We start from the raw sequence: 25,126 nt of genomic DNA on the forward strand, positions 1-25,126 counted from the left end.
GACGAATTGGCTAGAGGAAATAATCTAACGTTAAGCGGACGCCAGAAAGCAGCAATCTTGTTAATCACGCTGGGACCTGAAGTGTCTGCTCAAATCTTCAAGCATTTGCGGGAAGAAGAAATCGAACAGCTAACACTGGAAATTGCCAACGTACGGAAAGTGGACAGCGGTGAGAAAGAGATGATCATGTCTGAATTCCATCAGATCTGTCTTGCACAGGAATATATCACACAAGGTGGTATCACGTACGCGAAAGAGATATTGGAAAAGGCTCTTGGACCACAGAAGGCGATGGAAGTAATCAACCGTCTGACGGCCACCTTGCAGGTAAGGCCGTTTGATTTTGCAAGAAAGGCAGATCCAAGCCAGATCTTAAACTTTATTCAGAATGAAAATGCACAGACAATCGCCTTGGTTCTTTCGTACTTGCAGTTTGATCAGGCGGCCGCAATTTTGTCTTCTCTTCCGCAAGAGAAGCAGGCTGAAGTTGCACGACGGGTTGCCGTAATGGACAGCACTTCCCCTGAGGTTATCGCTCAAGTGGAACGTGTACTTGAACAAAAACTGTCAGCCACAGTTACTCAGGATTACACAAGCGCCGGAGGAATCGAATCCATTGTACAAATCCTAAACGGTGTGGACCGGGGGACAGAGCGTACGATCCTGGATGCCCTTGAGATTCAAGATCCGGAGCTTGCTGAGGAAATCAAGAAGCGGATGTTTGTCTTTGAAGATATCGTAAATGTGGACAACCGATCCATTCAACGAATTATTCGTGACATTGAGAATGCTGATTTGCAGCTTGCGCTTAAAGTGGCCAGCGAGGAAGTTCGGGACGTTATTTTCCGGAATATGTCCAAAAGAATGTCCGAAACATTCAAAGAAGAAATGGAATATATGGGACCTGTGCGGTTGCGTGACGTTGAGGAAGCCCAGACTCGTATCGTAAGCACCATCCGGAGACTTGAAGAAGCGGGAGAAGTGATTATAGCTCGCGGCGGAGGAGATGACATTATTGTCTAACTTGATCAAATCGTCCCAGTATATGCCGTTGGATGTCTTGAAAAAGTTGGATTTATCCCGTCAATATACAGTTTCATCAGTACAAGACAGTGAAGAAAAGGATACCTCTGAGCAATTACAGACTTCTGATCCAGCAGTCCACCATGCATTAGCTGAAGCTGAAAGAATAAAGGAAGAGATGCTGAAGGATGCGAAGGATTTCGCAGAACGGCAAATTCGGGAAGCTTCTGAAGAAGCAGAGCGGATTCTTGCAGATGCCCAGGCTCAAATCACAGCATGGTGGGAAGAAAGGCGTAGCCAGGACGAGGATCTTGGAGAAGCACTGAAAGCCGAGGGCTTCCGTCAGGGATACGAAGAGGGAACAGCAAAAGCCGAGTCTGAAATGAAAGAAATAATGGCTAGGACAACGGAAGAAGCACGTATTCTCCTTCAGCAGGCTTATGAGGCGAAGGAAGAGTTGATTCAAGAGGCGGAACCGTTTTTGGTTGATCTGAGCTGTGCAATTGCCGAGAAAATACTGGACAGACAGTTAACCGTTGAAACGGATTATATGCTGGAACTTATAAGGAAGAATTTGACCCGTAAACGAGAAAAAGGAGTTATTTCACTCTGTGTATCTCCAACACATTTCGCATTTGTGCATGCGGCTAGGGAGGAGCTGGCGCTGGCACTCGATTCTCAAGCAGAGCTTGAGATATTACCGGACGCAACGGTCAAAGACAGGGGCTGTGTTATCCGTTCTTCGTTCGGCAGCGTAGATGCCAGAATCGATACCCAGCTAACGGAGATAAAGAAAGAGTTAATAAGGCTGTCACTTGATGATGAGGAACGGAGAAATCAAGATGAAGAAGCTTGACAGTAACCGTTACAAAGATCATCTAAGACATATTGATCCTGTACGTATTAACGGCAAGGTAACGCAGGTGATCGGTTTGATGGTTGAATCGGAAGGGCCTGATGCCAGTGTAGGCGAGGTGTGTTATATCTACCCAAGCAAGCAGTCCAAGCCTCTTCAGGCAGAAGTTGTAGGTTTCCGGGACAATAAGGTGCTTCTGATGCCTTTAGGTGAGCTTCATTCGATCGGCCCTGGCTGCGATGTAGTCGGAACGGGTAAGCCGCTTAGTGTACAGGTGGGATCAGAGCTGCTTGGAAAAGTGCTGGACGGGTTGGGTCAACCACTTGACGGATCTCTTATACCGGCGAGAATGCCTTACAGTTCGACGAATAATATTCCCCAGAATCCGCTGAACAGACCGCGTGTGCTTGAGCCGATCAGCATTGGGGTACGAGCAATTGACGGACTGCTCACGATCGGTAAAGGTCAGCGCGTCGGGATATTTGCTGGATCGGGTGTGGGAAAGAGTACGCTCATGGGAATGATCGCCCGGAATACTTCTGCTGATGTAAATGTTATCGCGTTGATCGGTGAGCGGGGCAGAGAGGTTCTTGATTTTATTGAACGGGACCTGGGTCCTGAAGGGCTCAAGCGTTCAGTCGTTATTGTTGCTACATCAGATCAGCCTGCACTAATCCGGATTAAAGGCGCCTTGATTGCTACATCAATAGCCGAGCATTTTAGAGACCGCGGGCTGAATGTGATGTTGATGATGGACTCTGTTACACGGTATGCGATGGCACAGCGAGAAGTGGGGCTGGCCGTGGGAGAACCACCAGCCATGCGGGGTTATACACCGTCAGTATTCGCAAGCCTGCCCAAGCTGCTGGAAAGAGCAGGCACTGGACCTGCGGGCTCTATTACTGCCTTTTATACGGTATTGGTAGACGGGGATGATATGAATGAACCCATTGCAGATGCCGTTCGAGGGATATTGGATGGTCATATCGTTCTGAATCGGAGTATCGCCAATAAAGGTCATTTTCCTGCGATCGATGTGCTTGCCAGTATCAGCCGGGTGATGAAGGATATCTCGCCGGAGGAACAGATTGAAGCCGCAGATAACATCAAGCGATTGATGTCAGTCTACAAAGATTCTGAAGACCTGATTAATATCGGAGCATATCAGCCGGGATCCAATGCGGAAATTGATGAGGCAATGGATTATATTCAGAGGATTTGGGATTTTACGAAGCAAAAGGTGAATGAAAAAACGACATTAAGCGAAGTTCAGGAGCGTTTGATATCCGAATTCTCAAGGAGATGACCACTGAAAGATGAAATTTCACTACGCATTTCAAAAAATTGTGGATTTAAAAGGTAACGAAAAGACACAAGCAGAGTGGATGCTGTCATCCGCGCTAGGCAAACTTCAGGCTGAGGAAAAAAGTCTGAGTGAACTTTTTGAAATGCGTGAACAGATGTACGAGGCTCAACAAAATGCGGCAGAACGTTGTGCGCCGGTCCTTGAAATTCGGAACATACAGACATATATCGAATATCTAGAATCCTGTATCGCAAAAAAACGTGATGATATCAAGCTGGCTCATATTAACGTCAATGATAAAAAACAGCAGTTGAACGAAAAGATGCTGGATGAAAAGGTTTGGCTTAAAGCGAGGGATAAATCGAAAGAAAAGTTCCAGCATGAAAGTCTCCTAAGGGAACAAAACGAGCTGGACGAAATGGCAACGGTTCGTTTTGCCATGAACGCCCATTAAGCTCTGATCTGCCACAAGGTTGCCCGCAAAGGAGGAATGGAAAGTGGCACGAAATGATATGCCGATAGATCAAGAGGAATCAAGTGGGGGGGTTGAAAGGATTCTGCTCTTCCTGATCCCGATTATTTTTACCATAGTATTAGTGGGTGTATTGTTAACCCTGTTCAACATCAATGTTCGTAACGGAGTACTTGATATAGCTAACAAAATCCCTATTGTTAAGAATTGGGTGCCTGATGCGGAGCTTTCGCCCGAACAGGAAAAGCTGAAAGAAGTTAAAAAGCAGGAGGAAAGCTCTGAAGCAACGATAAAGGAGCTCAAAAAGCAATTAGCGGAGAAGGAAAAGTCGCTTACAGAATTGATAGCGGAGAAGACAGCCCAAGATGAGAAAGTGATGGAGCTCCAGACACAGGTTAAGGACATGAAAAACCAAGCTGCCGCCCCCAAGGAGCCCGAAGAAGATCCTTACGCGAAACAGATTAAGGACTTGGCCAAGCTGTATGGCGATATGAGTCCAAGCAAAGCAGCACCCATTATGCAAAATCTTGCGCTAGAAGAAATGGTGTTAATGTTCAGCGAGATGAAGAGCGCAAAGCGAATTGCCATTTTGGAAAAAATGGACCCGAAAACGGCAGCTGATGCTACGATGATGCTGAAAGATGCAGTGCCGTCAGATGATCTGGTTGTCTCAGCACTGCAGGCCAGGTTGAAGAAAAATGAGAGCAGTAAAACAGCCGTGAAAACGACGGATAACCTGGATAAAAACCAGTTAAGTCAAACTTTCTCACAGATGACGCCTGCGAGCGCAGCTGAGCTGCTCTTGCAAACCTATAAAATCAGTCAGGCCAAGACCATTACCATACTGAATACGGTTGATGATGGGACCCGGGCTCGAATATTAAATGCGATGTCTACGGAAGACCCAGAGCTGACAGCTAAAATTCTCAACAGACTAATGGGTTCGAAGTAGCGATTCAGCAGGACTTCGCTTCATTGAAAGGAGGTGAGAATACAATGACGTTAATATTTCAAGGTCTTACTTCAGGTGTTAATGGAGCCGTATCGCCGGATAAGAGTGCTAACAACGGCGGAACAAGCACGGGTGAGGTTTTTGGACAAGTGCTGGGTCAGCAAATGTCGAATGCTGCTGCTCCTTCTGTAAAGGATACAGCTGCGCTCATGTTGGATATGTCTTCGGCTTCTATGTTCAAGGGCTTATCTGTTCCATCATTAAGTGGTGAAGCTGTAGAAACTACGGAAACAGCTGTGACCGAAGGAAGTCCCGGACAAGATAACTTCCTGGGCTTAAGTGATCTGATTCTTTCATTATTGAAAGATCTAGAGAAACTGGAAGAAGCTTTAGAGGAAGATCCATCATTATTACAACAGCTTCAGAACTGGTTGCAGCAGGCAGCATCCATACTTAATGGAGCACAAGTTCAAGGAGAGGGTCAACAATCCGGACAGGTTCCAGATCCTCAAGGTGAAATGCAGATCATTTCGCCACTTGCTGCGCATTCCGAAACCATTCGTTTTGCCGTACTTGATGCGATTACCCAGTTGAACAGTCTGCTGAAAAATAACGGTATGAGTGAACAAGCAAAGCCTCAGCTTATGCAGCTGGCCCAATCCTTTTCTTCATTATTAACAGGGAAAGGAGATGAAACCAGCAAACAGGAAGCTCATAACCGCGTTCAAGCTATCCCGACCGTAAACAACAAGGTTAGCATAGAAACGCTGTTAAGCACGGATAAAGCTGAACTTCCGGTTCGTGTGAAACCTGCAGTGCGTCTTGAGCCAATGACGGAAGGCAAAGTGAATTTGTCCGGCAATGGGTTGGATGGATCAGCGAGTGAAGAAGCAGGAGCCAGCGGTGAGATCACATCCGGGCAGCACACAATGACAGCAGGTCAACTTGTACTCCGGTCAGGTACTAACACTCCGGTCCAACCGGTGGCTCAACCGGTGCCTGTGGAGCAGTTCGCAAAAGAAATGACAAACCTGGTGGTAAACAAATTGGAGTTCGTTAAGCTGCAAGGTTTTACAGAAGCGAGAATATCACTAAATCCTGAGCATTTGGGTCAGGTCGATATTAAAATCACCATGCAGAACGGCCATCTGGTAGCCCAGTTTATGACTCGCAATTCAGATGCAAAAGAGCTAATCGATCAACAGATGTCACAGCTTCGTTCCGCACTTCAGGGACAGGGACTGCAAGTTGAGAAGCTCGAAGTCACCCAGAGCAGTCAAACGTCTTCATCCCAGCTATATCAAGATGGAAGACAACCCGGTTCAGGTCAGCAGAATCCGAATCGACGTTCCAGAGAAAGAGATGCTCAATCAGACGATGCGATTGCAGCAGCAGCTATAACCGAAGAATGGAATGAATGGCTGGCAGAGCGAGAAGAGGCAGAAACACAGGTACACAGCGGTTCATTCACAGCAACCGTTTAGGTGAAGGAGGTGAGAGATAAGTGGGTACACCATTTGTCAGTAATAATGTCTGGCCGAATTATGCCAAAGGTAACGTGGCTAAAGCCAGCGCAACCAACGGACAGGAACTTGGAAAGGACCAGTTTCTAAGTATTTTGATTACGCAGCTTCGTAATCAGGATCCGCTTCAACCGATGCAGGATAAAGAGTTTATCGCCCAGATGGCGCAGTTCACATCTCTGGAGCAGCTGATGAATATTTCTTCTCAGATTACGGATATGAGACAGTCGCTTGGAACAGCATCGAGTTTAATCGGAAAGAAGGTAAGCTGGCTTGAGTTCGCTCAGGGTAGTAACAGTGAAACTGTTATAAAAAGCGGTGTTGTTGATTCCGTTCTCATTCGGGATGGAATACATTTTGCCAAGGTTGGTAAAGACGAAATTGCACTGGATTACATTGTTCAGATTGAGAATCTTGTGCCAGAAACGAATAACCCGGATCCCGGTGGGCCTGTAGAACCGGAAGCTCCTTCAGAGAATCCGGATAATCCAGCTGAACAGGGCGATTCTCCACAGGAAAGTGGTACGGATAACGGGGGTGAGGCATGATGAGTAATCCGATTACGATTGGTCAGCTGTACCCCGGCAAGATGCAGCCAGCCGTAGTGCAGCGAGATCGTCATAACGCAGCTAACTCAAAGTTACACCCGTCAGGTACGTTTAAAGAGCTTTTGGATGAGAAGCTTCTGAAGTTCAGCAATCATGCAGCGAAACGGTTAGAACAGCGAGGGATTGAGCTTAAGGGAGATCAGCTTGCACAAATTCATTCAGCCATTGAGAAGGCGGCAGCCAAGGGAAGCAAAGAATCGCTGATCTTAATGAACGATATGGCACTGATTGTTAATATACCTAACCGTACTGTTGTAACCGCGATGGATAATCAATCCATGAAAGATAATGTATTTACCCAAATCGACAGTGCAGTCATCATCTCATAATTACTGGTTGGCCCGAAAAGGAGACCAGACGGCCGCCGATCGACTGACGCGGCTCAAATATAAGGAGGAATTTCAATGTTAAGATCCATGTATTCGGGTGTATCCGGTATGAAAGGCTTTCAAACCAAACTGGATGTAATCGGAAATAACATTGCTAACGTAAACACGGTAGGCTTCAAGGCTAGCCGGGTGATGTTTAAAGATATTTTAAGTCAGACCGTATCCGGTGTGACAGCTCCTACGGATACTCAGGGCGGGGTTAATGCGAAGCAAATTGGTCTTGGTACAACAGTAGGTTCTATTGATACGATTCATACGCCGGGTAGTGCTCAGACAACTAATGTTCCTACGGATTTGCGTATAGATGGTGATGGATTCTTTATGGTCAAGATGTCTGATGAACAGGAAACTCCTTTTCTGACAAGAGCAGGGGATTTTCATATTGACGGGAACCGTAACCTGGTTACTTCAGACGGCTTGTTTGTTCTGGATTCTGAGGGTGCGATTATTACTCTCGGAGATGAAGTGACCGGTTTCTCGATCGCTCAGGACGGCACCATCGTAACTCAGGGCGGAGATGAAGGAGAAGGCGTTAAAATCGGTATTGCTAAAGTGATCAATCCTGAAGGTCTTGAAAAGATGGGGGGCAACCTGTATCGGGTCACTGCAAATGCGCTCGGCGGCGATGAAACCGAGGTGGTACCACTCGGAGCTAATAGCGTTGAGGATGGTACCGGCGCAATTATCGCGGGACAGCTTGAGATGTCAAACGTCGATTTGACAGGTGAGTTTACGGAAATGATCGTTGCCCAGCGCGGTTTCCAGGCGAACTCCCGAATCATTACAACCTCTGACGAAGTTCTTCAGGAAGTCGTTAACCTGAAACGCTAATAGATGGGAATAGGGGAGGCTTTGTCCTCCCCCAATGTATGTTGAAGGAGGCTGCTTATGATTTCGGTCACGAGATTAAACGGCACGCAATTTTGGCTGAACGCGTTATTAATTGAAATGGTAGAGGAAACACCTGATACCTATGTGACATTAACGACAGGTAAAAGACTGATTGTTTTGGAAAAGGCAGCAGATATTATCGCATCAATCAAAGCGTATCATGGTGAGGTTGGCGTACATCAAGCGACTATTAAAGTGCAACAAATGGAGGAACCTTCATGAAAAAGATGCTTCCCTGGCTCATTACAATACTGCTTTCAATTACGTTAATCGTATTAGCGGTATTCTTATTGTCCAATAAATTTCTTGGCAATGACAAGACGAATATATCTGCTGCACCTGTATCATTGTCAGCTGATCAGATCGTTGAAATGACCTCTGAAATCAGTGATGTAATCACCAATCTTTCAGACCCTGACTTTATTGCCAAGATGAGCTTCTCATTTCAATTGAATGACAAGAAGGCAAAAGAGGATTTTGACAAGATCAAAGAAATTAAGGTTAAACCGATTATCATTAAGGCGCTGGTCGACACCAAACCAGAAAGCTTCAAAGATTCCAAGAGTACCGAACAATTTACTTCGAAACTGTTAGAACAGATTAACAAAGCATTGCCCAGCGGCAAGGTCGAACAGATTGAAATTACGAATAAGATTGTTCAACCTTTATAGAGGAAACCTGGATTACGTAAGGGGGTGAGATGATGGTTGATGTATTATCACAAAATGAGATAGATGCCCTGCTGGCCGCTCTCTCTTCCGGCGAGATGGATGCAGAAGAACTCAAAAAAGAAGAAACCCAGAAAAGAATCCGCTCCTATGACTTTAAGAGAGCGGTCCGTTTTTCCAAGGATCATATCCGCAGCTTAACTCGTATCCATGAAAATTTTGCTCGTTATTTAACGACTTATTTCTCAGCTCAGCTGCGTACTTTTGTGCAAATCAATGTTGTCCAGGTAGAGCAGCTTCCTTACGATGAATTTATTCGATCTATCCCCAAAATGACTGTCCTTAATATCTTTGAAGCAGAACCGCTTGTGGGACGCATGGTGCTTGAAGTTCATCCGAACATCGCCTATGCCATGCTGGATCGATTGCTAGGCGGGACAGGGAACGCTCCGTCAAAGATCAATGCAATGACAGAAATTGAAACCATCATTATGGAACGGATCTTCAGTCGAGCTTTTGAAAGCCTGCAGGAGGCTTGGAAAACAGTCCTGGATATTTCTCCTCGTCTTGAGGCTTTGGAGACTAATCCGCAATTTATGCAAATTGTATCACCGAACGAAACGATTGCTCTTATATCACTTAGCACTAAGATCGGCGATACGACCGGCATGATAAATCTGTGTATCCCTCATGTGGTTCTGGAGCCCATCATGTCGAAGCTATCAGCACATCAGTGGTTTACTTCAGAGAAGAAGACTCGGGTACCGGAAGAAGTTGAAGCTCTAAAGCAGCGGGTAAGCAAAGCGAAGCTGCCTATCATTGCTGAGCTCGGAGAGTCTAAGCTTACCATATCAGAGTTTCTGGGCTTGAATGTGGGAGATGTAATATCCCTGAATAAACCCGTTCATGATGGCCTGTCTATTAAAGTAGGCGATAAACTGAAATATATCGGCAGTCCAGGAACAATGAAGGATCGGATTGCGGTGCAAATCGATGAAATCGTCAGCGAAGGAGCTGAAGAAATTGACGAGTAAAGATTATTTATCCCAAGAAGAAATTGATGCCCTATTAAAACAGACTGAAATGGCATCAGCTCCCTCTTCTTCGGTAGCAAACGTTGATGACGTATTGACACCGCTGGAGCAGGATGCATTAGGTGAGATCGGTAATATCACATTTGGCAGTGCGGCAACAGCTCTTTCAACACTGCTCGGTAAAAAAGTGGATATTACAACACCGAAAGTATCTATTATATCCAGAAGCCAGTTTGAAGAGGAATTCCCTAAGCCGCATGTAGCCGTTCATGTAACCTATGTTGACGGATTTGAAGGCATCAATTCTCTCGTTATCAGGACGCGGGATGCTCAGGTTATTGCGGATTTAATGCTTGGAGGAGAAGGGAATCCCCAGGATGAAGAGCTTAACGAAATTCATATAAGTGCAGTCCAGGAAGCTATGAATCAAATGATGGGCTCATCCGCAACAAGCATGTCTACGATCTTTAACCGATTCGTAAATATCTCTCCTCCGGGAATTGATATTTTGAACATGTCCAGCGGTGATGGAGTCAATAATCTGCCTGGTGAAGAAACGCTGATTAAAATATCATTCAGACTTATTATTGGAGACTTGATCGACTCATTCATCATGCAGCTTCTGCCGATTGGGTTCGCTAAGGATATGGTCAACACCCTGATTAATGGAACAGATGAATCAGCTGAAATACCGGAAGCAGAAGCTTTTGAAGAGAGACCTGCAGCAGAAGAAACACATGAGCAGATGCATCAACCACAGCCACAGGAGCAAATTCCTATGCAGCACCAAATGCCGCCACAGCAGGGCTATCCTCAGGATCAGGGTTATGGATATAACCAGGGTATGATGGGAGGCGCGGTACCTCCGCAAATGCCTTACATGCAGCCTCAGATGCCTTATCAACAGCCGGCTCCTCAGCAATATGGTGGAATATCAAATCGTAATGTTAATGTACAGCCAGTGCAGTTCGCAAATCTGCAAAATGCACCGTACGCTCAGGTAGAGGAAAACAATCTCAACTTACTGATGGACATTCCCCTTAAAGTCACCGTAGAATTAGGAAGGACCCAGAAGCAAATTAAGGATATACTGGAAATGTCTCAGGGCTCGATTATTGAGCTGGACAAGCTGGCTGGCGAACCTGTAGATATTCTTGTGAACCACAAGCTTATCGCCAAAGGGGAAGTTGTTGTTATTGACGAAAACTTCGGCGTGCGCGTTACGGATATCGTAAGTCAATGGGACCGAATACAAAAATTACAATAGCACACATTTAGGGAGGATTTTTATCAATGGCTAACCGAATTCTGATTGTGGACGATGCGGCATTTATGAGAATGATGATCCGTGACATTTTGACAAAAAACGGTTTTGAGGTCGTAGGTGAGGCTCAGGACGGAGCCCAAGCGATCGAAAAATTTAAAGAAGTTCGTCCGGACTTGATTACAATGGATATTACCATGCCGGAGATGGATGGAATTGCAGCCCTTAAGGAAATTAAAAAAGTAGACCCGAACGCAAAAGTCATTATGTGCTCGGCTATGGGACAGCAAGCAATGGTAATTGATGCGATTCAGGCGGGCGCAAAAGATTTTATCGTAAAACCATTCCAGTCTGATCGCGTTATTGAAGCAATTAACAAAACGCTCGGCGTTTAAGGAAGCTTATTTATGACGGTGGCTTCAGAAGGGATGAGATCAGATACGTCGGGGTATTATCTTCAACTTTTTTACGTGTTTATCGTTCTTGCCATTATTGTAACAGCCATTATATTTCTGATCCGGTTCCTGGGCCGGAAGAATCAGGGTTGGATGCAGGGCCGTTCTATTCGGACACTTGGTGCGGTAGGAATCGGCCCCAATAAATCGATACAGTTAGTTGAAGTGGGGGACAGCATTTATCTGATTGGTGTCGGCGAGAATGTCTCACTCCTCGACAAAATTTCTGATCCGGAAGCAGTTGCACAAATACAGGCTGCTTTTGACCAGGAGCATGGATTTAAATCGGGTACGTTACCACCGTTTATCGGTAGCTTGATGGCAAGGTTTCGTAAGGGACAAAAGTCAGAGGATATTGAGCTGGAGGATACATCATCTTTTCATGAGGTGTTTGAATCGAAGCTGCGCAGCGTACCGGACCGGAAACAAAAGGTGGAAGAACTGCTGCGGGAGGATCATAAGGATTCATGAATAAAAAGATTGCATCAGCTGTCGTGTTACTCATGTTGATCGGACTGATTCTTACTACTTCTGCATGGGCAGATCCGATCCCGAACATCGATATACAGATTGGCAACGAAGGAGATCAACCAGGGACAAGCGCATTGTCGCTCATCCTCTTGATCACGATTTTAAGCGTGGCTCCGGCAATTCTTGTCTTAATGACGAGTTTCACCCGCATCGTAATTGTACTGGGATTTGTACGGACGTCACTGGGTACACAGCAGACTCCGCCAAATCAGGTATTGATTGGCCTGGCTTTATTTTTAACATTGTTCGTCATGGCTCCGACGCTGTCAACGATGAACGATACAGCTCTGCAGCCGTATCTTAAGGGTGAAATTACACAGGTGGAGGCGCTGGATAAGGCTCAAGAACCCATGAAGAAATTCATGTTCTCACATACGAGGGAGAAGGACCTGCTGCTGTTTATGAAATATACAGGAGCAGAGAAGCCGGAGAATTACCAAGACATTCCGTTAACCGTATTAGTGCCGGCGTTTGCGATCAGTGAACTTAAAACCGGTTTCCAGATGGGTTTCATGATCTTTATTCCTTTTCTAGTCATTGATATCGTGGTAGCGAGTGTTTTAATGGCGATGGGTATGATGATGCTGCCGCCTGTTATGATCTCTCTGCCGTTCAAAATTCTGCTGTTCGTTTTAGTTGACGGATGGTATCTCGTTGTGAAGTCGATGTTAATGAGCTTTAATCCGTAGCGGCAAGTATTTGCTATAGAGGAGGACTCGCCGTGAGTGCAGAGTTTATTATCGGTTTAGCGGGGCAGGCAGTATATACCGTGCTTAAAGTTAGTGCTCCTATGCTTGTTCTCGCCTTGGTTGTGGGATTAGTCATCAGTATATTTCAGGCAACAACGCAAATTCAAGAGCAGACGCTTGCCTTCGTACCGAAGATTATTGTTGTTCTGCTCGCACTGCTGCTGTTTGGTCCTTGGATATTAACAACACTAGTGGATTTTACCGGCGGAATTCTCGAAAATCTCCACAAATATATCGGATAGGCTGAGTGTCCATGGAATGGTTGGAGAGAAGTGTTCCTGTCTTTTTGCTTATTTTTTGTCGAATTACATCATTTTTTGTTGTAGCGCCGATTTATTCGGCTCGAGGAGTTCCTGCGCAATTTAAGATAGGGATTTCCTTCATGGTTGCCGTTCTTGTATTCCTTACTTTTGGTATAGGACAGACGGTTACCCAGGACGCAGCTTACATCCTGCTGATTGTTCAGGAAGTGTTAGTAGGGCTGTTACTTGGGTTCACCGCTTTTCTGATGATGGCTGTTGTTCAGACAGCAGGTGCACTTATTGATATACAGATCGGATTCAGTATGGCGAATGTAATTGATCCGTTTACGGGTGTCTCAACACCTTTAATCGGTAATTTTAAATATATGCTGGCATTGCTCGTATTTTTAAGTATGAACGGTCATCATTATCTGCTTGATGCGATTATGTACAGTTATGATTGGATGCCGATTACAGGCAATGTCTTTACCAAGTTTCAGGATGGCAGCGTGACCGATTTTCTGGTTTCTACTTTTGCTCATTCATTTGTTTTGGCTCTGCAAATGGCAGCCCCACTTGTAGCGGCGCTGTTCCTTACGGACGTTGGACTCGGTTTTTTGGCGAGAACAGCACCTCAATTTAATGTGTTTGTGATCGGTATTATTTTGAAGGTTATTGTTGGCTTGGCTTTGCTTCTGTTGCTGATGCCGGGCCTGACAGCGCTGTTTGATCATTTGTTTGCAGAAATGTTCGAAGCCTTGCAGAAACTGCTGAGCGTGATTGGCAGTAAGCCGGTGGGATGGAGTAAGGAGTGATAGGGGTGTCATTAAGGTACAGCGTGGACTTGCAGCTGTTTGCGGGTGAGAAGACGGAGAAGGCAACCCCTAAGAAGAGACAGGATACCCGGAAAAAGGGGCAGATCGCCAAGAGCATGGAGCTGTCAGGGTCGTCTGTTCTCATGGCTGCATTTTTGTGCCTGATGATTTTTGGCGGTTATATAAGAGAGCACCTGGTTCGACTGTTCACCGATGTGTTCTTGAATCGTCTTTCAATGGATGTTACAGCAGACAATGTCATCATGCTGCTGGGCGAATACGGTATACAAATCCTATTGCTGATTGCCCCGCTGTTTATCGTTGTATTTGTTATTGCTTTGGCTGTGAACTATATGCAGGTCGGATTCCTCTTAACTGGTGAATCTTTGAAGATGAAATTCAGCAAGATCGATCCGATTAAAGGGTTTAAGAATATCGCCTCCATGCGTTCACTCGTTGAATTTCTGAAATCGATTATCAAGTTGTCTATTATAGGATATCTGGTCTACACCTCTCTGTGGGGTGCAAGACAAGGATTATCATCCTTATCATTGATGAGTCCGACAGCCATATTTCAATTTACTGCAGACGTAACGCTTTCTCTCGGCATCAAAATCGCAGTGGGCCTAATCATTCTTGCAGTTCTTGATTACATGTATCAGAAGTATGAGCATGAGAAGAACATTCGGATGTCGAAGCAGGACATAAAAGATGAGTACAAGAAGATGGAAGGGGATCCGCTGATCAAAGGAAAGATTCGAGAACGGCAGCGGCGTATGGCGCTGCAACGGATGATGCAAGAAGTTCCGAACGCCGATGTAATCATCACGAATCCGACTCACTTTGCAGTAGCGTTAAAATATGACGGTTCCTCTATGGAAGCTCCTGAGATTATTGCTAAAGGCCAAGATTATATGGCACTGCGAATCAAAGAAGTCGCCAAAAAAAACGGTGTAATAACGATGGAAAACAAGCCGCTTGCACGAGCTTTGTATCAGCGGGCTGAGATCGGGGACTCCATTCCCGGTGATCTGTTTCAGGCTGTAGCTGAAGTGCTGGCGTATGTATACAAATTAAAGGGCAAGACGAAATAACCAGGGATCGGAGGCCGGGGAATAGTGAAAATTAAAGAAATTTCCATACTAGCGGGTGTTATAGGCATCGTACTCATGATGATTCTTCCGATCCCTGAATGGCTGTTGGACGTATTGCTTGTTATTAATATTTCATTGGCTCTCATCATTTTGCTTGTTGCCATGAATACGAGAGAAGCACTCGACTTCTCGATTTTCCCTTCATTACTGTTAATAACAACGCTTTTCCGATTGTCACTTAATATTTCAACAACCAAACTGATTTTATCACAAGGTAAGGCAGGAGAGGTTGTTGCAACCTTTGGAAGCTGGATTGCCGGAGGAGAAATTGCAATCGGCTTTATCGTCTTCCTTATTCTCGTTGTCGTGCAATTCATTGTAATTACCAAAGGATCCGAGCGGGTTGCAGAAGTGGCTGCAAGATTTACACTCGATGCCATGCCTGGTAAACAGATGAGTATAGATGCTGATCTGAATGCCGGAATGATTAATGAGAATCAAGCGCGTGAACGCCGCCGTAAAGTCGAACGGGAAGCTGACTTTTATGGAGCCATGGATGGTGCCAGTAAATTTGTTAAGGGTGATGCTATTGCATCGATTATTATCCTTCTAATCAACTTGATCGGTGGATTTATCATCGGAATATCCATTCACGGAATGCCATTCTCTGAAGCGATGAGCACATACTCGATCTTGACGATCGGTGACGGTTTGGTTAGCCAGATTCCAGCGCTCTTAATTTCAACAGCTGCAGGTCTCATTGTGACCCGTGCCTCCTCTGAAGGCAGCCTTTCAGATGATCTGACAGGTCAATTGTTTTCATACCCGAAGCTGCTGTACATAGTCGCTGTAACGGTAACCTTTTTAGGATTATTTACTCCAATTCATTTCATCACAACGTTTCCTATCGCAGTGCTTCTCTTTATTGCGGCCAGGCGGATGCAAAGCAATCTGGAGCGTAAGCAGGTTGAGGTCGAGCAGATGGAAGAGGAGCAGCAGATCGAGGAAGTTAGAAGTCCTGAAAGTGTAATTAATCTGCTGCAGGTCGACCCTATCGAATTCGAATTTGGGTACGGTCTTATACCTCTTGCGGATACACAGCAGGGTGGGGATTTGCTGGATCGGATTATTATGATTCGCAGACAATGCGCGCTAGAACTAGGACTTGTGGTACCGGTTATTCGCATTCGTGACAATATTCAACTAAAACCGAATGAATACGTCATAAAAATTAAAGGGAATGCTGTCGGCGGCGGTGAATTATTACTAAACCACTATTTGGCAATGAGCCCAGGGTATGAGGATGATTCTGTTACAGGCATTGAAACGACAGAGCCAGCATTTGGTCTGCCGGCCTTATGGATCGATGAGAATGCCAAGGAGCGGGCGGAGCTTGCCGGTTACACGGTGGTGGATCCGCCATCAGTGGTTGCTACCCATTTGACGGAGCTTATCAAGAGACATGCTCACGAATTAATTGGGCGTCAGGAAACGAAGACGCTGGTTGACAATATTCGTGAAAGCTATCCTGTTCTTGTCGATGAGCTTATCCCTTCCGTCCTCTCCATTGGGGAAGTACAGAAAGTGCTGGCTAAGCTGTTGAAAGAGAAAATTTCGATCCGGGATCTGGTTACTATTTTCGAAGCGCTAGCGGATTATGGCCAATACTCTAAAGACCCGGAGGTACTTACTGAATATGTAAGGCAATCGTTATCCCGCCAGATTACTCAGCAGTATGTACAAGAAGGGGAAGCGATGCGAGTTATCACTGTAGGACCGTCTCTTGAGAAGAAGATTGCAGAAAGCGTTCAACAGACCGACCAGGGCAGTTATATTGCCATGGACCCCGTTTCTACTCAGAATGTGTTCCAAAAGCTGAGCGAACAGGTAAATCGTCTGATTCAGATGGGCCAGCAGCCAGTACTGCTAACATCTCCGGCGATCCGGATGTATCTTCGTCAGATCATTGAACGAGGTATGCAGGATATCCCCGTGCTTTCTTACAGTGAACTTGAGCCTAATGTCGAAATTCAGAGCGTCGGAGTGGTGAATTTATGAGAGTGAAACGATATATCGTAGACACAATGCCGGAAGCTATGAAGTATATTCGAAATGAACTCGGTAGTGAAGCGGTCATCCTCAGTTCAAAAGAAATTAAAACAGGCGGTTTTCTGGGCATATTCACAAAAAAGAAAATCGAGGTTATTGCGGCGGTTGACAAAGGGGAGAAGAAGGAAAACTCCAAACCGGAGGCGCCTGTCACGCCTGTAACCCCTGTTCCAAGGAATATGCTCACCAAGGCCTATAAAGGCTCGGAGACTGCTGCTCAAGTTCAGTCGGAAGTGAAAGAGGCTATTCCTCATCAGGTATCGGCTGAACTGGCTATTGACAGGGAGCGGGCGGCAGTTGATTTTGCTGCAGCCTATGCCCAGGCAGCTTCTGGTGTATCGGAAAAATATCAAGACAACCGTACCGAACAAGGCGAGGATCCTCATTCTGATCAAAAATCGTGGGAGCCTGTTGTCAAGTCAGGATCATCAATCGATGACTCTGTCGTCGCATCGGATAACAGGAGTCAGACTGATCGAATCATGCTCGAAGAGATGCGGGAGATGAAGGAATGGATTGCTCGTCTTTCCCGTCAAACTCAAGTTAAACAGGAGCTGCCGGCAGTGCTCGAATCCATGCGGGATCGGCTTACAAGGCAGGGGCTGTCTGACTCACTGTCTGAGAAATTTCTGACTGCTGTCATTGAAGAATGGACTCAGAGCGGCAAGACCTTAACAGATGAGCAGCTTCATCAAGCGATGGAGGAGCAGCTTGGATTGTTTTTAGAAGGACGTTATGGAGGCGGACTGCAAAGAGATACACGAATTGTTTATATTGCTGGTCCTACTGGCGTAGGAAAGACAACAACAATTGCAAAGCTCGCGGCAGAGCAGTTGTTTCGATATCAGAGGAGGGTAGGCTTCATTACCTCAGATACCTATCGGATATCGGCTGTTGAACAGCTAAGAACATATGCCTCTATATTAAATGTACCTCTTGAGGTTGTTCAGTCTCCTGGGGACATGAAGCGTGCTATGGAGCGGTTGGCTGCTTGCGATTTAATATTAATGGATACCGCAGGCCGCAATTATCGAAACGAGCTTCTGGTTTCAGAACTGCAGAGCTTGCTTAACGCATCTGACCAGAGTGAAACGTATCTCGTACTCAGTTTGACATCAAAGAGCAGTGACATGCTTGAAATTACGGATCATTTCAGTAAGTTTGGCCTCGATAAGGTGATCTTTACAAAGCTGGATGAAACGGGAAGCTATGGTTCACTGTTTAATGTGCTCGAGGCATATCCGCTAAAGCTGTCTTACATGACCAACGGTCAAAATGTCCCTGATGACCTGATCATGCCGGACACTGCTATGCTATCCCGTATGCTGCTTGGAGAGATACGAACATGAAGGATCAGGCGCAATCACTCAGACAGCTGGTTTCAGAAAAAGCGATGATCCCTTCGCAAGCTTCCTCAAAAAAACTTGGCAAAGTGATTACCGTTTCCAGCGGTAAGGGAGGGGTGGGAAAATCTAATTTCACGTTGAACTTTGCATTGGCACTCAAATCCATGGGTAAGAAAGTCCTCATATTTGATGCTGATATAGGCATGGCCAACATTGATGTTCTGATGGGAGTATCCTCAAGATTCAATCTTTATCATCTGCTCCACAGAGAGAAAAGCATTGAAGAGGTTATCCAGTATGGACCAGAAGGGCTGCCGTACATAGCCGGCGGTTCAGGAATAGTGGATATGCTCTCCTTATCAGAGGATGATCTTAATTATTTCGTGGCTCAAATGGAGAGCATGGCAGCTGAAATGGATTACATTATATTTGATACAGGCGCCGGGATATCTAAACAGAACATGAAGTTTATTACCTCGGCGGACCAGTGTTTGGTCGTGACCACGCCGGAGCCAACATCCATTACAGACGCTTATGCCTTGATCAAGGTCGTACACGGAAGTCATCCGGAAGTGAAATTTGACCTTGTCATAAACAGAGCTGGTGATGAAAAGGAAGCTGCCCAGGCAGCCGATAAAATTATTCTAACAGCTCATCGGTTTCTGGACCTGGATATTAAGATGCTGGGGTACGTGTCGGATGATCCGTATGTTGTGAAATCCGTAAAGCGGCAGGTACCATTCTCTATTGCTTATCCTAAGTGTGAAGCAGCACGAGATGTGCAGCGTTTGGCATTGCGTTATTTGGCGGTTCCGGCGGCTCGGGAACCAGGGTCCCATTCAGGAATCAAGGGCTTCATGCATCGATGGCTTAAACGAACATAATGATTCTTTTATGACTAACAAGGGAACTGGGGTGGACTTACGTGACACCATTTCGTGTGCTCGTGGTAGATGATTCTGCATTTATGAGGAAAATTATTTCCGATCTCATCGAACAGGATAGCCGGTTTCAAGTGGTAGGTACTGGTACCAATGGCAGGGAAGCTATTGAGAAAGTTAAAGAGCTTAAACCTGATGTCATTACGATGGATGTAGAAATGCCTGAATTAAACGGACTGGATGCACTCCGAACGATTATGGAGGAAGGCGATCACACCGTTATTATGCTGTCTGGGGTTAATGAAGAGGGGATGCGCGAAACGATTCTTGCATTGGAGTTCGGTGCTTTCGATTTCATACGTAAACCTTCAATTTCAAATGCTCAAGACATAGAGCACGTTGGCAGTGAGCTGCTGAGTCAGTTGAATGCAGCAATGCATGCTAAAGAACGGAGGGCATTGTGGGAGGAAGAAGAGCATAAGCGACGTGAGAAATCAAAAGCTAATCCTCTTTCGCCAAGGCCTTCCGATCGACAGATTTCGTTCAGCAAGGATGAGCTGTGGAAGACTTCGGCTATTAAGCCAACAACAAGAGGCTCTACATACTTACGGAATAAGAACGGAGCTCAGATTCACGAAGGACAACCGGGTTCAAATTCTTCCAAACGTGCTGAAGAAGGTAAAGCCAAGCCAGTTAAAGCAAGGCAAGTTCCGGAAGAACAGCCCGTATCTATTCCTCCTAAGAAGAGGCGACAGGCATCAGCTGGTGTGCATGATGTTGGTAATCATTCAGTTGTTAAGGAACGTGATGAGCGCCTGCATAAGAGGGCTCAAGATTCGGATATTAATCAAATTGTAGCGGTTGGTTGTTCTACCGGCGGCCCGCGGGCTCTGAAAACATTACTGGAGAATATACCTGCAGACTTCCCTGCTCCAATCGTGATTGTACAGCATATGCCGCCTAACTTCACCAAGTCTCTGGCCCAGCGTCTTGATTCCTTCAGTGCGTTGGATGTGAAAGAGGCTCAGGACGGAATGCTCTTGAAGCCTGGAGCTGCCTATGTTGCGCCGGGTGGCAGGCATATGACTGTAAGTCAAGCTGTAAATGGACAATATCAGATTGCAATCCGGGATGGTGAGCTGTGTAATGGACACCGGCCATCCGTAGATGTGTTATTTGAATCTCTTCTTCCGCTCACTTCTTTGAAACGTCATGTTGTACTGATGACCGGAATGGGAAGCGACGGGGCGAGGATGATGCGAAAGTTGTACGATTCTGGAGTGACATCAACGTTCGCCGAAAGTGAGGAAACCTGTGTAGTGTATGGCATGCCTCGTTCCGCTGTTGAATTAGGTTGTGTCCGTTATTCTCTGCCGCTGCACAGCATGGCGGGGAAATTGGTACAAGCAGTAAGTCTCGAAAAGTGAACTCATAGAGGGGGTATCTCGGAAATGGACATGAATCAATACTTATCCATGTTTATTGATGAGTCGAATGATCATCTGCAGTCATTAAATGAAAATATGCTTCAACTGGAAAGCAGTCCGGATGATTTAAGTATTGTACAGGTGATCTTCAGGTCAGCACATACATTAAAAGGGATGGCGGCAACCATGGGTTTTGAAGATCTTGCATCCCTGACACATCAAATGGAAAATGTGCTTGACCTGGTTCGAAACGAAAAGCTGAAGATGCAGGATTTTATTTTTGACACCTTATTTAAAAGCTTGGATGCACTTGAGTCCATGGTTCAGGATATTGTGCAGGGTGGTGAAGGAAAGGCTGATGTTTCCTCTATTGTAGCTTCCCTTCAAGCAATTGTGCGCGGTGAAGTCCCTGGCGCTTCTACAGAAACTGCTGCAGCCTCCTCAAAGCAAGCAGCTGACTCTCCGGTTAATCCAGGCATCGAATTGGATGAATTTCAGTATTCTGTGCTGGACCAATCCATTTCTGAAGGACACAAGGTTCTATATATTCAGGTAAAGCTTCGTGAAGACTGCCAACTCAAAGCAGCTAGGGCTTATATGGTATTTGAACTGTTAGAAAGATCAGGAGAAATCGTAAAGACATACCCGGATGTGCAGGATATTGAGCAGGGTGAATTTGACCAAATGTTCTCACTGTACTTTATTACACAGAGGGATGCAGCAGAGCTTGAAGCCCAAATTCTGAATATTTCAGAAATCGATACAGTAAATGTAGCGGATCTTGATCATGAATCATTACACCAGATGGTTCAGCAAAGTACTGCCACAGCTGAAACTGTACAGAAAGAAGCTGAATCCCCTTCTGTTCAGCCAGCGGCTTTTTCAGAGACTGATGCAAAAGAAACCGCTTCTTCCAAAACGGCTTTAAAAAATACCGGGTCCGGGACGCCATCACGCACGATTCGTGTTGATATTGAGCGTCTGGACACATTAATGAATCTGTTTAGCGAACTGTTGATAGACCGTGTTCGTCTGGAACAGCTGGCTGAAGATGCGAAGAACCAGGAACTGACAGATACCGTGGAGCACATGAGCCGTGTCAGCAGCGATCTTCAAAATATCGTACTCAAATTGCGGATGGTACCTGTGGATACTGTCTTTAACCGTTTTCCAAGAATGGTACGGGATCTTGCCAAGTCCCTTGATAAAAAAATCGATTTGATCATTACGGGTGCAGAAACGGAACTGGATCGAACAGTAATCGACGAAATTGGAGATCCGCTGGTTCACCTTCTCCGGAACTCTGTCGATCACGGGATAGAACCGGTTGAGGATCGGGTTGCTGCAGGCAAATCGGATACAGGTAAGGTTCATCTCCGGGCTTTCCACAGCGGGAACCATGTGTTTATTGAAATCGAAGATGATGGCAGAGGGATTATAAGGGAGAACATTATTCAAAGTGCTCTCCAAAAAGGCGTAGTGACTGAGGAGCAAGCAGCCTCCATGTCTGATGAAGAAGCACACCAACTCCTGTTTGCACCGGGATTCAGTACAGCCGAGAAAATTTCGGATGTATCCGGAAGGGGTGTAGGCTTGGATGTGGTTAAATCCAAGATCGTCTCACTCGGCGGTAATGTAACTATTCACTCAACACCAGGAAAAGGGACAAACTTCTCGGTCCAACTTCCGCTAACGCTTTCTATTATCGCGGCGATGCTTATTAAAATGGGATCCGAGAAATATGCAATTCCATTGACATCAATCATGGAAACCGGAATCATCAAGAAATCGCAGATTCGTACAGTTCACGGCATTCGCATGATTCCGTTCAGAGAAGCCCATATTCCTATTATTTCGCTTAGTCGTGTGTTTGATGTACCGGATTTTGATGATCTGACTGAAGAAGAGACAGAGATTGTCGTGATTCGTAAAGGAGATCGTCTTGCAGCGTTAGCCATCGACGATTTTATTGGGCAAAATGAGATCGTTATTAAAAATTTGGGCAAATATTTGCCTGTGATCCAGGGTGTTTCCGGGGCTACAATTCTCGGTGATGGTCAAGTGGCTCTGATTATTGATCCGAATGCCTTTTTTAAGTGAGTGTTAGGCAAAAGGATGAGTAATAACAGACTTGGGCGCTGCACACCAGCTGCTCTGATGAGTATATAAAGGGAGGCAATTAATATGGGAGAAGAAATTAATATGGGAGAAGAAATTAAAGTAATCGTCTTTAAGCTCAGGGATGAAGAGTACGGGATTGAAGTAGAGAAGGTTCAGACTATTGAACGGCTGATGCCGATTACTAGAGTGCCCAAAACATACGCTTTTGTAAAAGGTGTTGTCAATTTGCGCGGGGTAGTTATTCCCGTGATCGATCTGCGCGGTCGTTTTGGCCTGCCGGAAACGGAGTACACGGATCAATCACGAATTATTATTGTTTCCGTTAATGAAATGCAGGTTGGATTTATTGTGGATTCAGCGAGTGATGTTATCGATATAAACAGCGATAGTATTGATACGCCGCCGGAAGTTGTGGGTGGTATAAAAGCGAAATATCTCCGCGGTGTTGCTAAAATCGGCGAGGGGCGTTTGCTGATAATGCTTAATCTGTCCGAGGTTCTAAACAAAAGTGAAATTATACAACTTGAAGGTTTAGAGGAATAGCATAGTGGATCTCTTTAAGTATGATAAAGATTTGAAAATGGATGTTCTCAAGGAAATAGGGAATATAGGGGCGGGCAATGCCGCGACCGCCCTCTCCCGGCTCTTGAACAAGCCTATAGATATGGAGGTTCCGAAGGTTCAGCTTCTTAACTTTGAGGAAATAGCCGATAGTGTTGGAGGCGCTGAACAAGTAGTATTGGCTGTTTTCCTGCGAGTTGAGGGTGACGCGCCGGGTAATCTTTTCTTTATTATGAGTCCTGAGGCGGGAAAAAAGCTCCTTCAGCGGCTTGCCGGAATAGAGGTATTGGAAGAGTTCGAATTTTCTGAAATGGAACAGTCAGCACTTAATGAGATCGGTAACATTTTGGCAGGATCATACTTATCTTCCCTGGCAGACTTTACGAAGCTGTCTATGACACCAACCGTACCCGGCTTGGCCTTGGATATGGCAGGAGCGATATTAAGCTATGGATTGTTGCAATATGGTCAGATGGGTGATGATGCCCTGTTGATCAACACGACGTTCTTGGAAGGGCATCATGAAGTGGAGGGACAGTTTTTCCTGATTCCGGACCCTCAGTCTTTTGCTCAAATATTTGAAGCTTTAGGAGTGCCTCTGCAGAATGATTGATGAGCAATGTTTAGTGAAGGTAGCAATGGCGGATTTAAACGTCGCGGGTCCGAGCGGATTATTACGTACAACAGGTTTAGGCTCTTGCGTGGGTCTGACACTTTATGATCCTCTGTTGAAGCTTGGAGGGATGGCTCATGTCATGCTTCCCTCTTCATCCATTGCTAGAGAAGGTCAGTTGAATTTAGCAAAATATGCAGATACTGCCCTTCCGGTTCTTTTGACTAAACTTAAGGATATGGGAGCGTCCCATAGCAGATTAGTTGCTAAAATGGCTGGTGGAGCCCAGATGTTTTCTTTTGCGGGCGCAGGTGAAAGCATGAGAATAGGGCCGCGGAATGTGGAGGCCTGTAAAGCGGTTTTGGAACAGCTGGGTATTCCTCTCCTTGCTGAAGATACCGGGGGAAATTACGGAAGAACTGTTGAATTGGACTGCACAACGGGTAAATTTACCATACGTAGTGTACAAAAGGGCGTAAAGGAATTGTAGTCATGATAGGAAATCTTCGAATTAATATAGGTGCCGGACTTATCGGATTTATACTTACGCTTGTATTTTCATTACAAAACAATCTGTGGTTGACAAGTTTAATCCGGGCTGGCGCTGCATTTGCAATTTGGTTTGCATTAGCATACCTGCTCAGATGGGTTTTTACTGTGGCAGGTGAACCAGCTAAAGATTCTGCACAAGGCAGAGAAGGTAATAGTGATGCCGCTGATGACCAGCTTGGAAACAGACTTGATATGGTAACACCGGATGAAGATGAAGAATTGATGGAACTCATTAAACCGGAACCAGAGCAGAGACAAGAAGGCAGCGGGTTTGTACCGCTTAAACCTCCAAAACTGGTTTCAACAAAGGACCCCGAAGAACTGGCCAAGGCCGTTCGTCACCTGACAGAAAAATAAGGATGGTGAAGGCAATTGGACGAGCGCAAATCTGCTCCCCTTAACCATGCGGATTTATGGGCAGCATGGAAGGAAGATGGAGATCAAGAAGCGAAAAAGAAATTAATTGAAAATCATTTGCATATTGTTGACTACGTTTCAAGCCGTTTGGCAATCGGGCTCCCCCGAAATATTTCTAAAGGTGATTTAGCAAGCAACGGGGTAATGGGTTTGATAGATGCTATTGAGAAGTTTGATTATAAACGGGGACTCCAATTTGAAACTTATGCATCATGGCGGGTTCGGGG

Annotated in this window: 29 protein-coding genes; all 29 read left to right on the forward strand. The window is 45.6% G+C overall.

Annotated elements, in window-relative coordinates; all coding sequences use genetic code 11:
* Window positions 1-6: 6 nt before the first annotated feature.
* Entirely contained in the window at window positions 7-1,023 is a 1,017-nt protein-coding gene (fliG, locus tag BN1234_RS21400; RefSeq protein WP_054958667.1) for a flagellar motor switch protein FliG, read from the forward strand.
* Window positions 1,016-1,879 carry a FliH/SctL family protein gene (locus tag BN1234_RS21405; RefSeq protein WP_054958668.1) on the forward strand — a complete coding sequence of 288 codons (864 nt, stop codon included), beginning with the start codon at window positions 1,016-1,018 and terminating at the stop codon, window positions 1,877-1,879. Before fliG ends, BN1234_RS21405 begins: the two co-directional genes overlap by 8 nt.
* On the forward strand, window positions 1,866-3,185 hold the full coding sequence (gene fliI, locus BN1234_RS21410; protein ID WP_054958669.1) for a flagellar protein export ATPase FliI: 1,320 nt from the start codon (window positions 1,866-1,868) through the stop codon (window positions 3,183-3,185). Before BN1234_RS21405 ends, fliI begins: the two co-directional genes overlap by 14 nt.
* Before the next feature lie 10 nt (window positions 3,186-3,195).
* On the forward strand, window positions 3,196-3,639 hold the full coding sequence (gene fliJ / locus BN1234_RS21415) for a flagellar export protein FliJ (protein WP_054958670.1): 444 nt from the start codon (window positions 3,196-3,198) through the stop codon (window positions 3,637-3,639).
* A 43-nt stretch (window positions 3,640-3,682) separates the two neighbouring features.
* Window positions 3,683-4,609: a MotE family protein gene (locus tag BN1234_RS21420; RefSeq protein WP_245640249.1), complete on the forward strand. Its 927-nt coding sequence runs from the start codon at window positions 3,683-3,685 to the stop codon at window positions 4,607-4,609.
* A gap of 44 nt (window positions 4,610-4,653) precedes the next feature.
* Complete coding sequence (locus tag BN1234_RS21425) at window positions 4,654-6,093, forward strand: flagellar hook-length control protein FliK (RefSeq protein WP_054958671.1); 1,440 nt, start codon at window positions 4,654-4,656, stop codon at window positions 6,091-6,093.
* A gap of 20 nt (window positions 6,094-6,113) precedes the next feature.
* On the forward strand, window positions 6,114-6,680 hold the full coding sequence (locus BN1234_RS21430) for a flagellar hook capping FlgD N-terminal domain-containing protein (RefSeq protein ID WP_054958672.1): 567 nt from the start codon (window positions 6,114-6,116) through the stop codon (window positions 6,678-6,680).
* The gene (locus BN1234_RS21435; protein ID WP_054958695.1) at window positions 6,680-7,069 is read left to right on the forward strand and encodes a TIGR02530 family flagellar biosynthesis protein; all 390 of its coding nucleotides are present in this window, start codon (window positions 6,680-6,682) and stop codon (window positions 7,067-7,069) included. The genes BN1234_RS21430 and BN1234_RS21435 overlap by 1 nt, the downstream gene beginning before the upstream one ends.
* 75 nt (window positions 7,070-7,144) lie before the next feature.
* Window positions 7,145-7,960: a flagellar basal body rod protein FlgG gene (flgG, locus tag BN1234_RS21440; protein ID WP_054958673.1), complete on the forward strand. Its 816-nt coding sequence runs from the start codon at window positions 7,145-7,147 to the stop codon at window positions 7,958-7,960.
* A 57-nt stretch (window positions 7,961-8,017) separates the two neighbouring features.
* Window positions 8,018-8,242, forward strand: coding sequence for a flagellar FlbD family protein (locus BN1234_RS21445; protein ID WP_054958674.1), 225 nt, complete (start codon window positions 8,018-8,020; stop codon window positions 8,240-8,242).
* Window positions 8,239-8,691, forward strand: a complete 453-nt coding sequence (locus BN1234_RS21450) for a flagellar basal body-associated FliL family protein (protein WP_054958675.1) — start codon at window positions 8,239-8,241, stop codon at window positions 8,689-8,691. Before BN1234_RS21445 ends, BN1234_RS21450 begins: the two co-directional genes overlap by 4 nt.
* 32 nt (window positions 8,692-8,723) lie before the next feature.
* Window positions 8,724-9,722 carry a flagellar motor switch protein FliM gene (fliM, locus tag BN1234_RS21455; RefSeq protein ID WP_054958676.1) on the forward strand — a complete coding sequence of 333 codons (999 nt, stop codon included), beginning with the start codon at window positions 8,724-8,726 and terminating at the stop codon, window positions 9,720-9,722.
* Window positions 9,712-10,989, forward strand: a complete 1,278-nt coding sequence (gene fliY / locus BN1234_RS21460) for a flagellar motor switch phosphatase FliY (protein WP_054958677.1) — start codon at window positions 9,712-9,714, stop codon at window positions 10,987-10,989. Before fliM ends, fliY begins: the two co-directional genes overlap by 11 nt.
* A 26-nt stretch (window positions 10,990-11,015) precedes the next feature.
* Window positions 11,016-11,381, forward strand: a complete 366-nt coding sequence (locus BN1234_RS21465; RefSeq protein ID WP_054958678.1) for a response regulator — start codon at window positions 11,016-11,018, stop codon at window positions 11,379-11,381.
* 12 nt (window positions 11,382-11,393) lie between these two features.
* Entirely contained in the window at window positions 11,394-11,912 is a 519-nt protein-coding gene (locus tag BN1234_RS21470) for a FliO/MopB family protein (RefSeq protein ID WP_054958679.1), read from the forward strand.
* Window positions 11,909-12,661, forward strand: a complete 753-nt coding sequence (gene fliP / locus BN1234_RS21475; RefSeq protein WP_054958680.1) for a flagellar type III secretion system pore protein FliP — start codon at window positions 11,909-11,911, stop codon at window positions 12,659-12,661. Before BN1234_RS21470 ends, fliP begins: the two co-directional genes overlap by 4 nt.
* Window positions 12,662-12,693: 32 nt before the next feature.
* Window positions 12,694-12,963 (forward strand): flagellar biosynthesis protein FliQ, encoded by a 270-nt coding sequence (gene fliQ / locus BN1234_RS21480; RefSeq protein ID WP_054958681.1) that lies wholly within the window; start codon window positions 12,694-12,696, stop codon window positions 12,961-12,963.
* Window positions 12,964-12,974: 11 nt separating this feature from the next.
* Window positions 12,975-13,778 (forward strand): flagellar biosynthetic protein FliR, encoded by an 804-nt coding sequence (fliR, locus tag BN1234_RS21485; RefSeq protein WP_054958682.1) that lies wholly within the window; start codon window positions 12,975-12,977, stop codon window positions 13,776-13,778.
* 5 nt (window positions 13,779-13,783) lie between these two features.
* A complete protein-coding gene (gene flhB, locus BN1234_RS21490) occupies window positions 13,784-14,872 on the forward strand; it encodes a flagellar biosynthesis protein FlhB (protein WP_054958683.1) in 1,089 nt (362 codons plus the stop codon).
* Between the two features lie 24 nt (window positions 14,873-14,896).
* Window positions 14,897-16,930, forward strand: a complete 2,034-nt coding sequence (gene flhA / locus BN1234_RS21495) for a flagellar biosynthesis protein FlhA (protein ID WP_054958684.1) — start codon at window positions 14,897-14,899, stop codon at window positions 16,928-16,930.
* Window positions 16,927-18,330, forward strand: coding sequence for a flagellar biosynthesis GTPase FlhF (flhF, locus tag BN1234_RS21500; RefSeq protein WP_054958685.1), 1,404 nt, complete (start codon window positions 16,927-16,929; stop codon window positions 18,328-18,330). Before flhA ends, flhF begins: the two co-directional genes overlap by 4 nt.
* The gene (locus tag BN1234_RS21505) at window positions 18,327-19,211 is read left to right on the forward strand and encodes a MinD/ParA family protein (protein WP_054958686.1); all 885 of its coding nucleotides are present in this window, start codon (window positions 18,327-18,329) and stop codon (window positions 19,209-19,211) included. Before flhF ends, BN1234_RS21505 begins: the two co-directional genes overlap by 4 nt.
* A 41-nt stretch (window positions 19,212-19,252) precedes the next feature.
* Window positions 19,253-20,635 (forward strand): protein-glutamate methylesterase/protein-glutamine glutaminase, encoded by a 1,383-nt coding sequence (locus tag BN1234_RS21510; protein WP_054958687.1) that lies wholly within the window; start codon window positions 19,253-19,255, stop codon window positions 20,633-20,635.
* Window positions 20,636-20,659: 24 nt separating this feature from the next.
* Entirely contained in the window at window positions 20,660-22,735 is a 2,076-nt protein-coding gene (locus BN1234_RS21515) for a chemotaxis protein CheA (RefSeq protein WP_054958688.1), read from the forward strand.
* A 102-nt stretch (window positions 22,736-22,837) separates the two neighbouring features.
* Window positions 22,838-23,299 carry a chemotaxis protein CheW gene (locus BN1234_RS21520; RefSeq protein ID WP_054958696.1) on the forward strand — a complete coding sequence of 154 codons (462 nt, stop codon included), beginning with the start codon at window positions 22,838-22,840 and terminating at the stop codon, window positions 23,297-23,299.
* 37 nt (window positions 23,300-23,336) lie between these two features.
* Window positions 23,337-23,930, forward strand: a complete 594-nt coding sequence (locus BN1234_RS21525; RefSeq protein ID WP_170308102.1) for a chemotaxis protein CheC — start codon at window positions 23,337-23,339, stop codon at window positions 23,928-23,930.
* Window positions 23,923-24,420: a chemotaxis protein CheD gene (locus tag BN1234_RS21530; protein WP_054958690.1), complete on the forward strand. Its 498-nt coding sequence runs from the start codon at window positions 23,923-23,925 to the stop codon at window positions 24,418-24,420. Before BN1234_RS21525 ends, BN1234_RS21530 begins: the two co-directional genes overlap by 8 nt.
* 2 nt (window positions 24,421-24,422) lie before the next feature.
* Window positions 24,423-24,839, forward strand: coding sequence for a hypothetical protein (locus BN1234_RS21535; protein WP_054958691.1), 417 nt, complete (start codon window positions 24,423-24,425; stop codon window positions 24,837-24,839).
* A 15-nt stretch (window positions 24,840-24,854) separates the two neighbouring features.
* A partial coding sequence (locus BN1234_RS21540) for a sigma factor (protein WP_281177665.1) occupies window positions 24,855-25,126 on the forward strand: 272 nt, incomplete at its 3' end.

The sequence above is a fragment of the Paenibacillus dakarensis genome, from assembly GCF_001373415.1.
Lineage (GTDB): Bacteria > Bacillota > Bacilli > Paenibacillales > Paenibacillaceae > Paenibacillus_AQ > Paenibacillus_AQ dakarensis.

Bases quoted from the DNA above. Each gene is read 5' to 3' on its own strand.
- fliI (WP_054958669.1), top strand. From the start codon at position 1,866: ATGAAGAAGCTTGACAGTAACCGTTACAAAGATCATCTAAGACATATT.
- fliJ (WP_054958670.1), top strand. From the start codon at position 3,196: ATGAAATTTCACTACGCATTTCAAAAAATTGTGGATTTAAAAGGTAAC.
- BN1234_RS21425 (WP_054958671.1), top strand. From the start codon at position 4,654: ATGACGTTAATATTTCAAGGTCTTACTTCAGGTGTTAATGGAGCCGTA.
- BN1234_RS21435 (WP_054958695.1), top strand. From the start codon at position 6,680: ATGAGTAATCCGATTACGATTGGTCAGCTGTACCCCGGCAAGATGCAG.
- flgG (WP_054958673.1), top strand. From the start codon at position 7,145: ATGTTAAGATCCATGTATTCGGGTGTATCCGGTATGAAAGGCTTTCAA.
- BN1234_RS21445 (WP_054958674.1), top strand. From the start codon at position 8,018: ATGATTTCGGTCACGAGATTAAACGGCACGCAATTTTGGCTGAACGCG.
- BN1234_RS21450 (WP_054958675.1), top strand. From the start codon at position 8,239: ATGAAAAAGATGCTTCCCTGGCTCATTACAATACTGCTTTCAATTACG.
- fliM (WP_054958676.1), top strand. From the start codon at position 8,724: ATGGTTGATGTATTATCACAAAATGAGATAGATGCCCTGCTGGCCGCT.
- BN1234_RS21465 (WP_054958678.1), top strand. From the start codon at position 11,016: ATGGCTAACCGAATTCTGATTGTGGACGATGCGGCATTTATGAGAATG.
- BN1234_RS21470 (WP_054958679.1), top strand. From the start codon at position 11,394: ATGACGGTGGCTTCAGAAGGGATGAGATCAGATACGTCGGGGTATTAT.
- fliP (WP_054958680.1), top strand. From the start codon at position 11,909: ATGAATAAAAAGATTGCATCAGCTGTCGTGTTACTCATGTTGATCGGA.
- fliR (WP_054958682.1), top strand. From the start codon at position 12,975: ATGGAATGGTTGGAGAGAAGTGTTCCTGTCTTTTTGCTTATTTTTTGT.
- flhF (WP_054958685.1), top strand. From the start codon at position 16,927: ATGAGAGTGAAACGATATATCGTAGACACAATGCCGGAAGCTATGAAG.
- BN1234_RS21505 (WP_054958686.1), top strand. From the start codon at position 18,327: ATGAAGGATCAGGCGCAATCACTCAGACAGCTGGTTTCAGAAAAAGCG.
- BN1234_RS21515 (WP_054958688.1), top strand. From the start codon at position 20,660: ATGGACATGAATCAATACTTATCCATGTTTATTGATGAGTCGAATGAT.
- BN1234_RS21520 (WP_054958696.1), top strand. From the start codon at position 22,838: ATGGGAGAAGAAATTAAAGTAATCGTCTTTAAGCTCAGGGATGAAGAG.
- BN1234_RS21525 (WP_170308102.1), top strand. From the start codon at position 23,337: ATGGATGTTCTCAAGGAAATAGGGAATATAGGGGCGGGCAATGCCGCG.
- BN1234_RS21530 (WP_054958690.1), top strand. From the start codon at position 23,923: ATGATTGATGAGCAATGTTTAGTGAAGGTAGCAATGGCGGATTTAAAC.
- BN1234_RS21535 (WP_054958691.1), top strand. From the start codon at position 24,423: ATGATAGGAAATCTTCGAATTAATATAGGTGCCGGACTTATCGGATTT.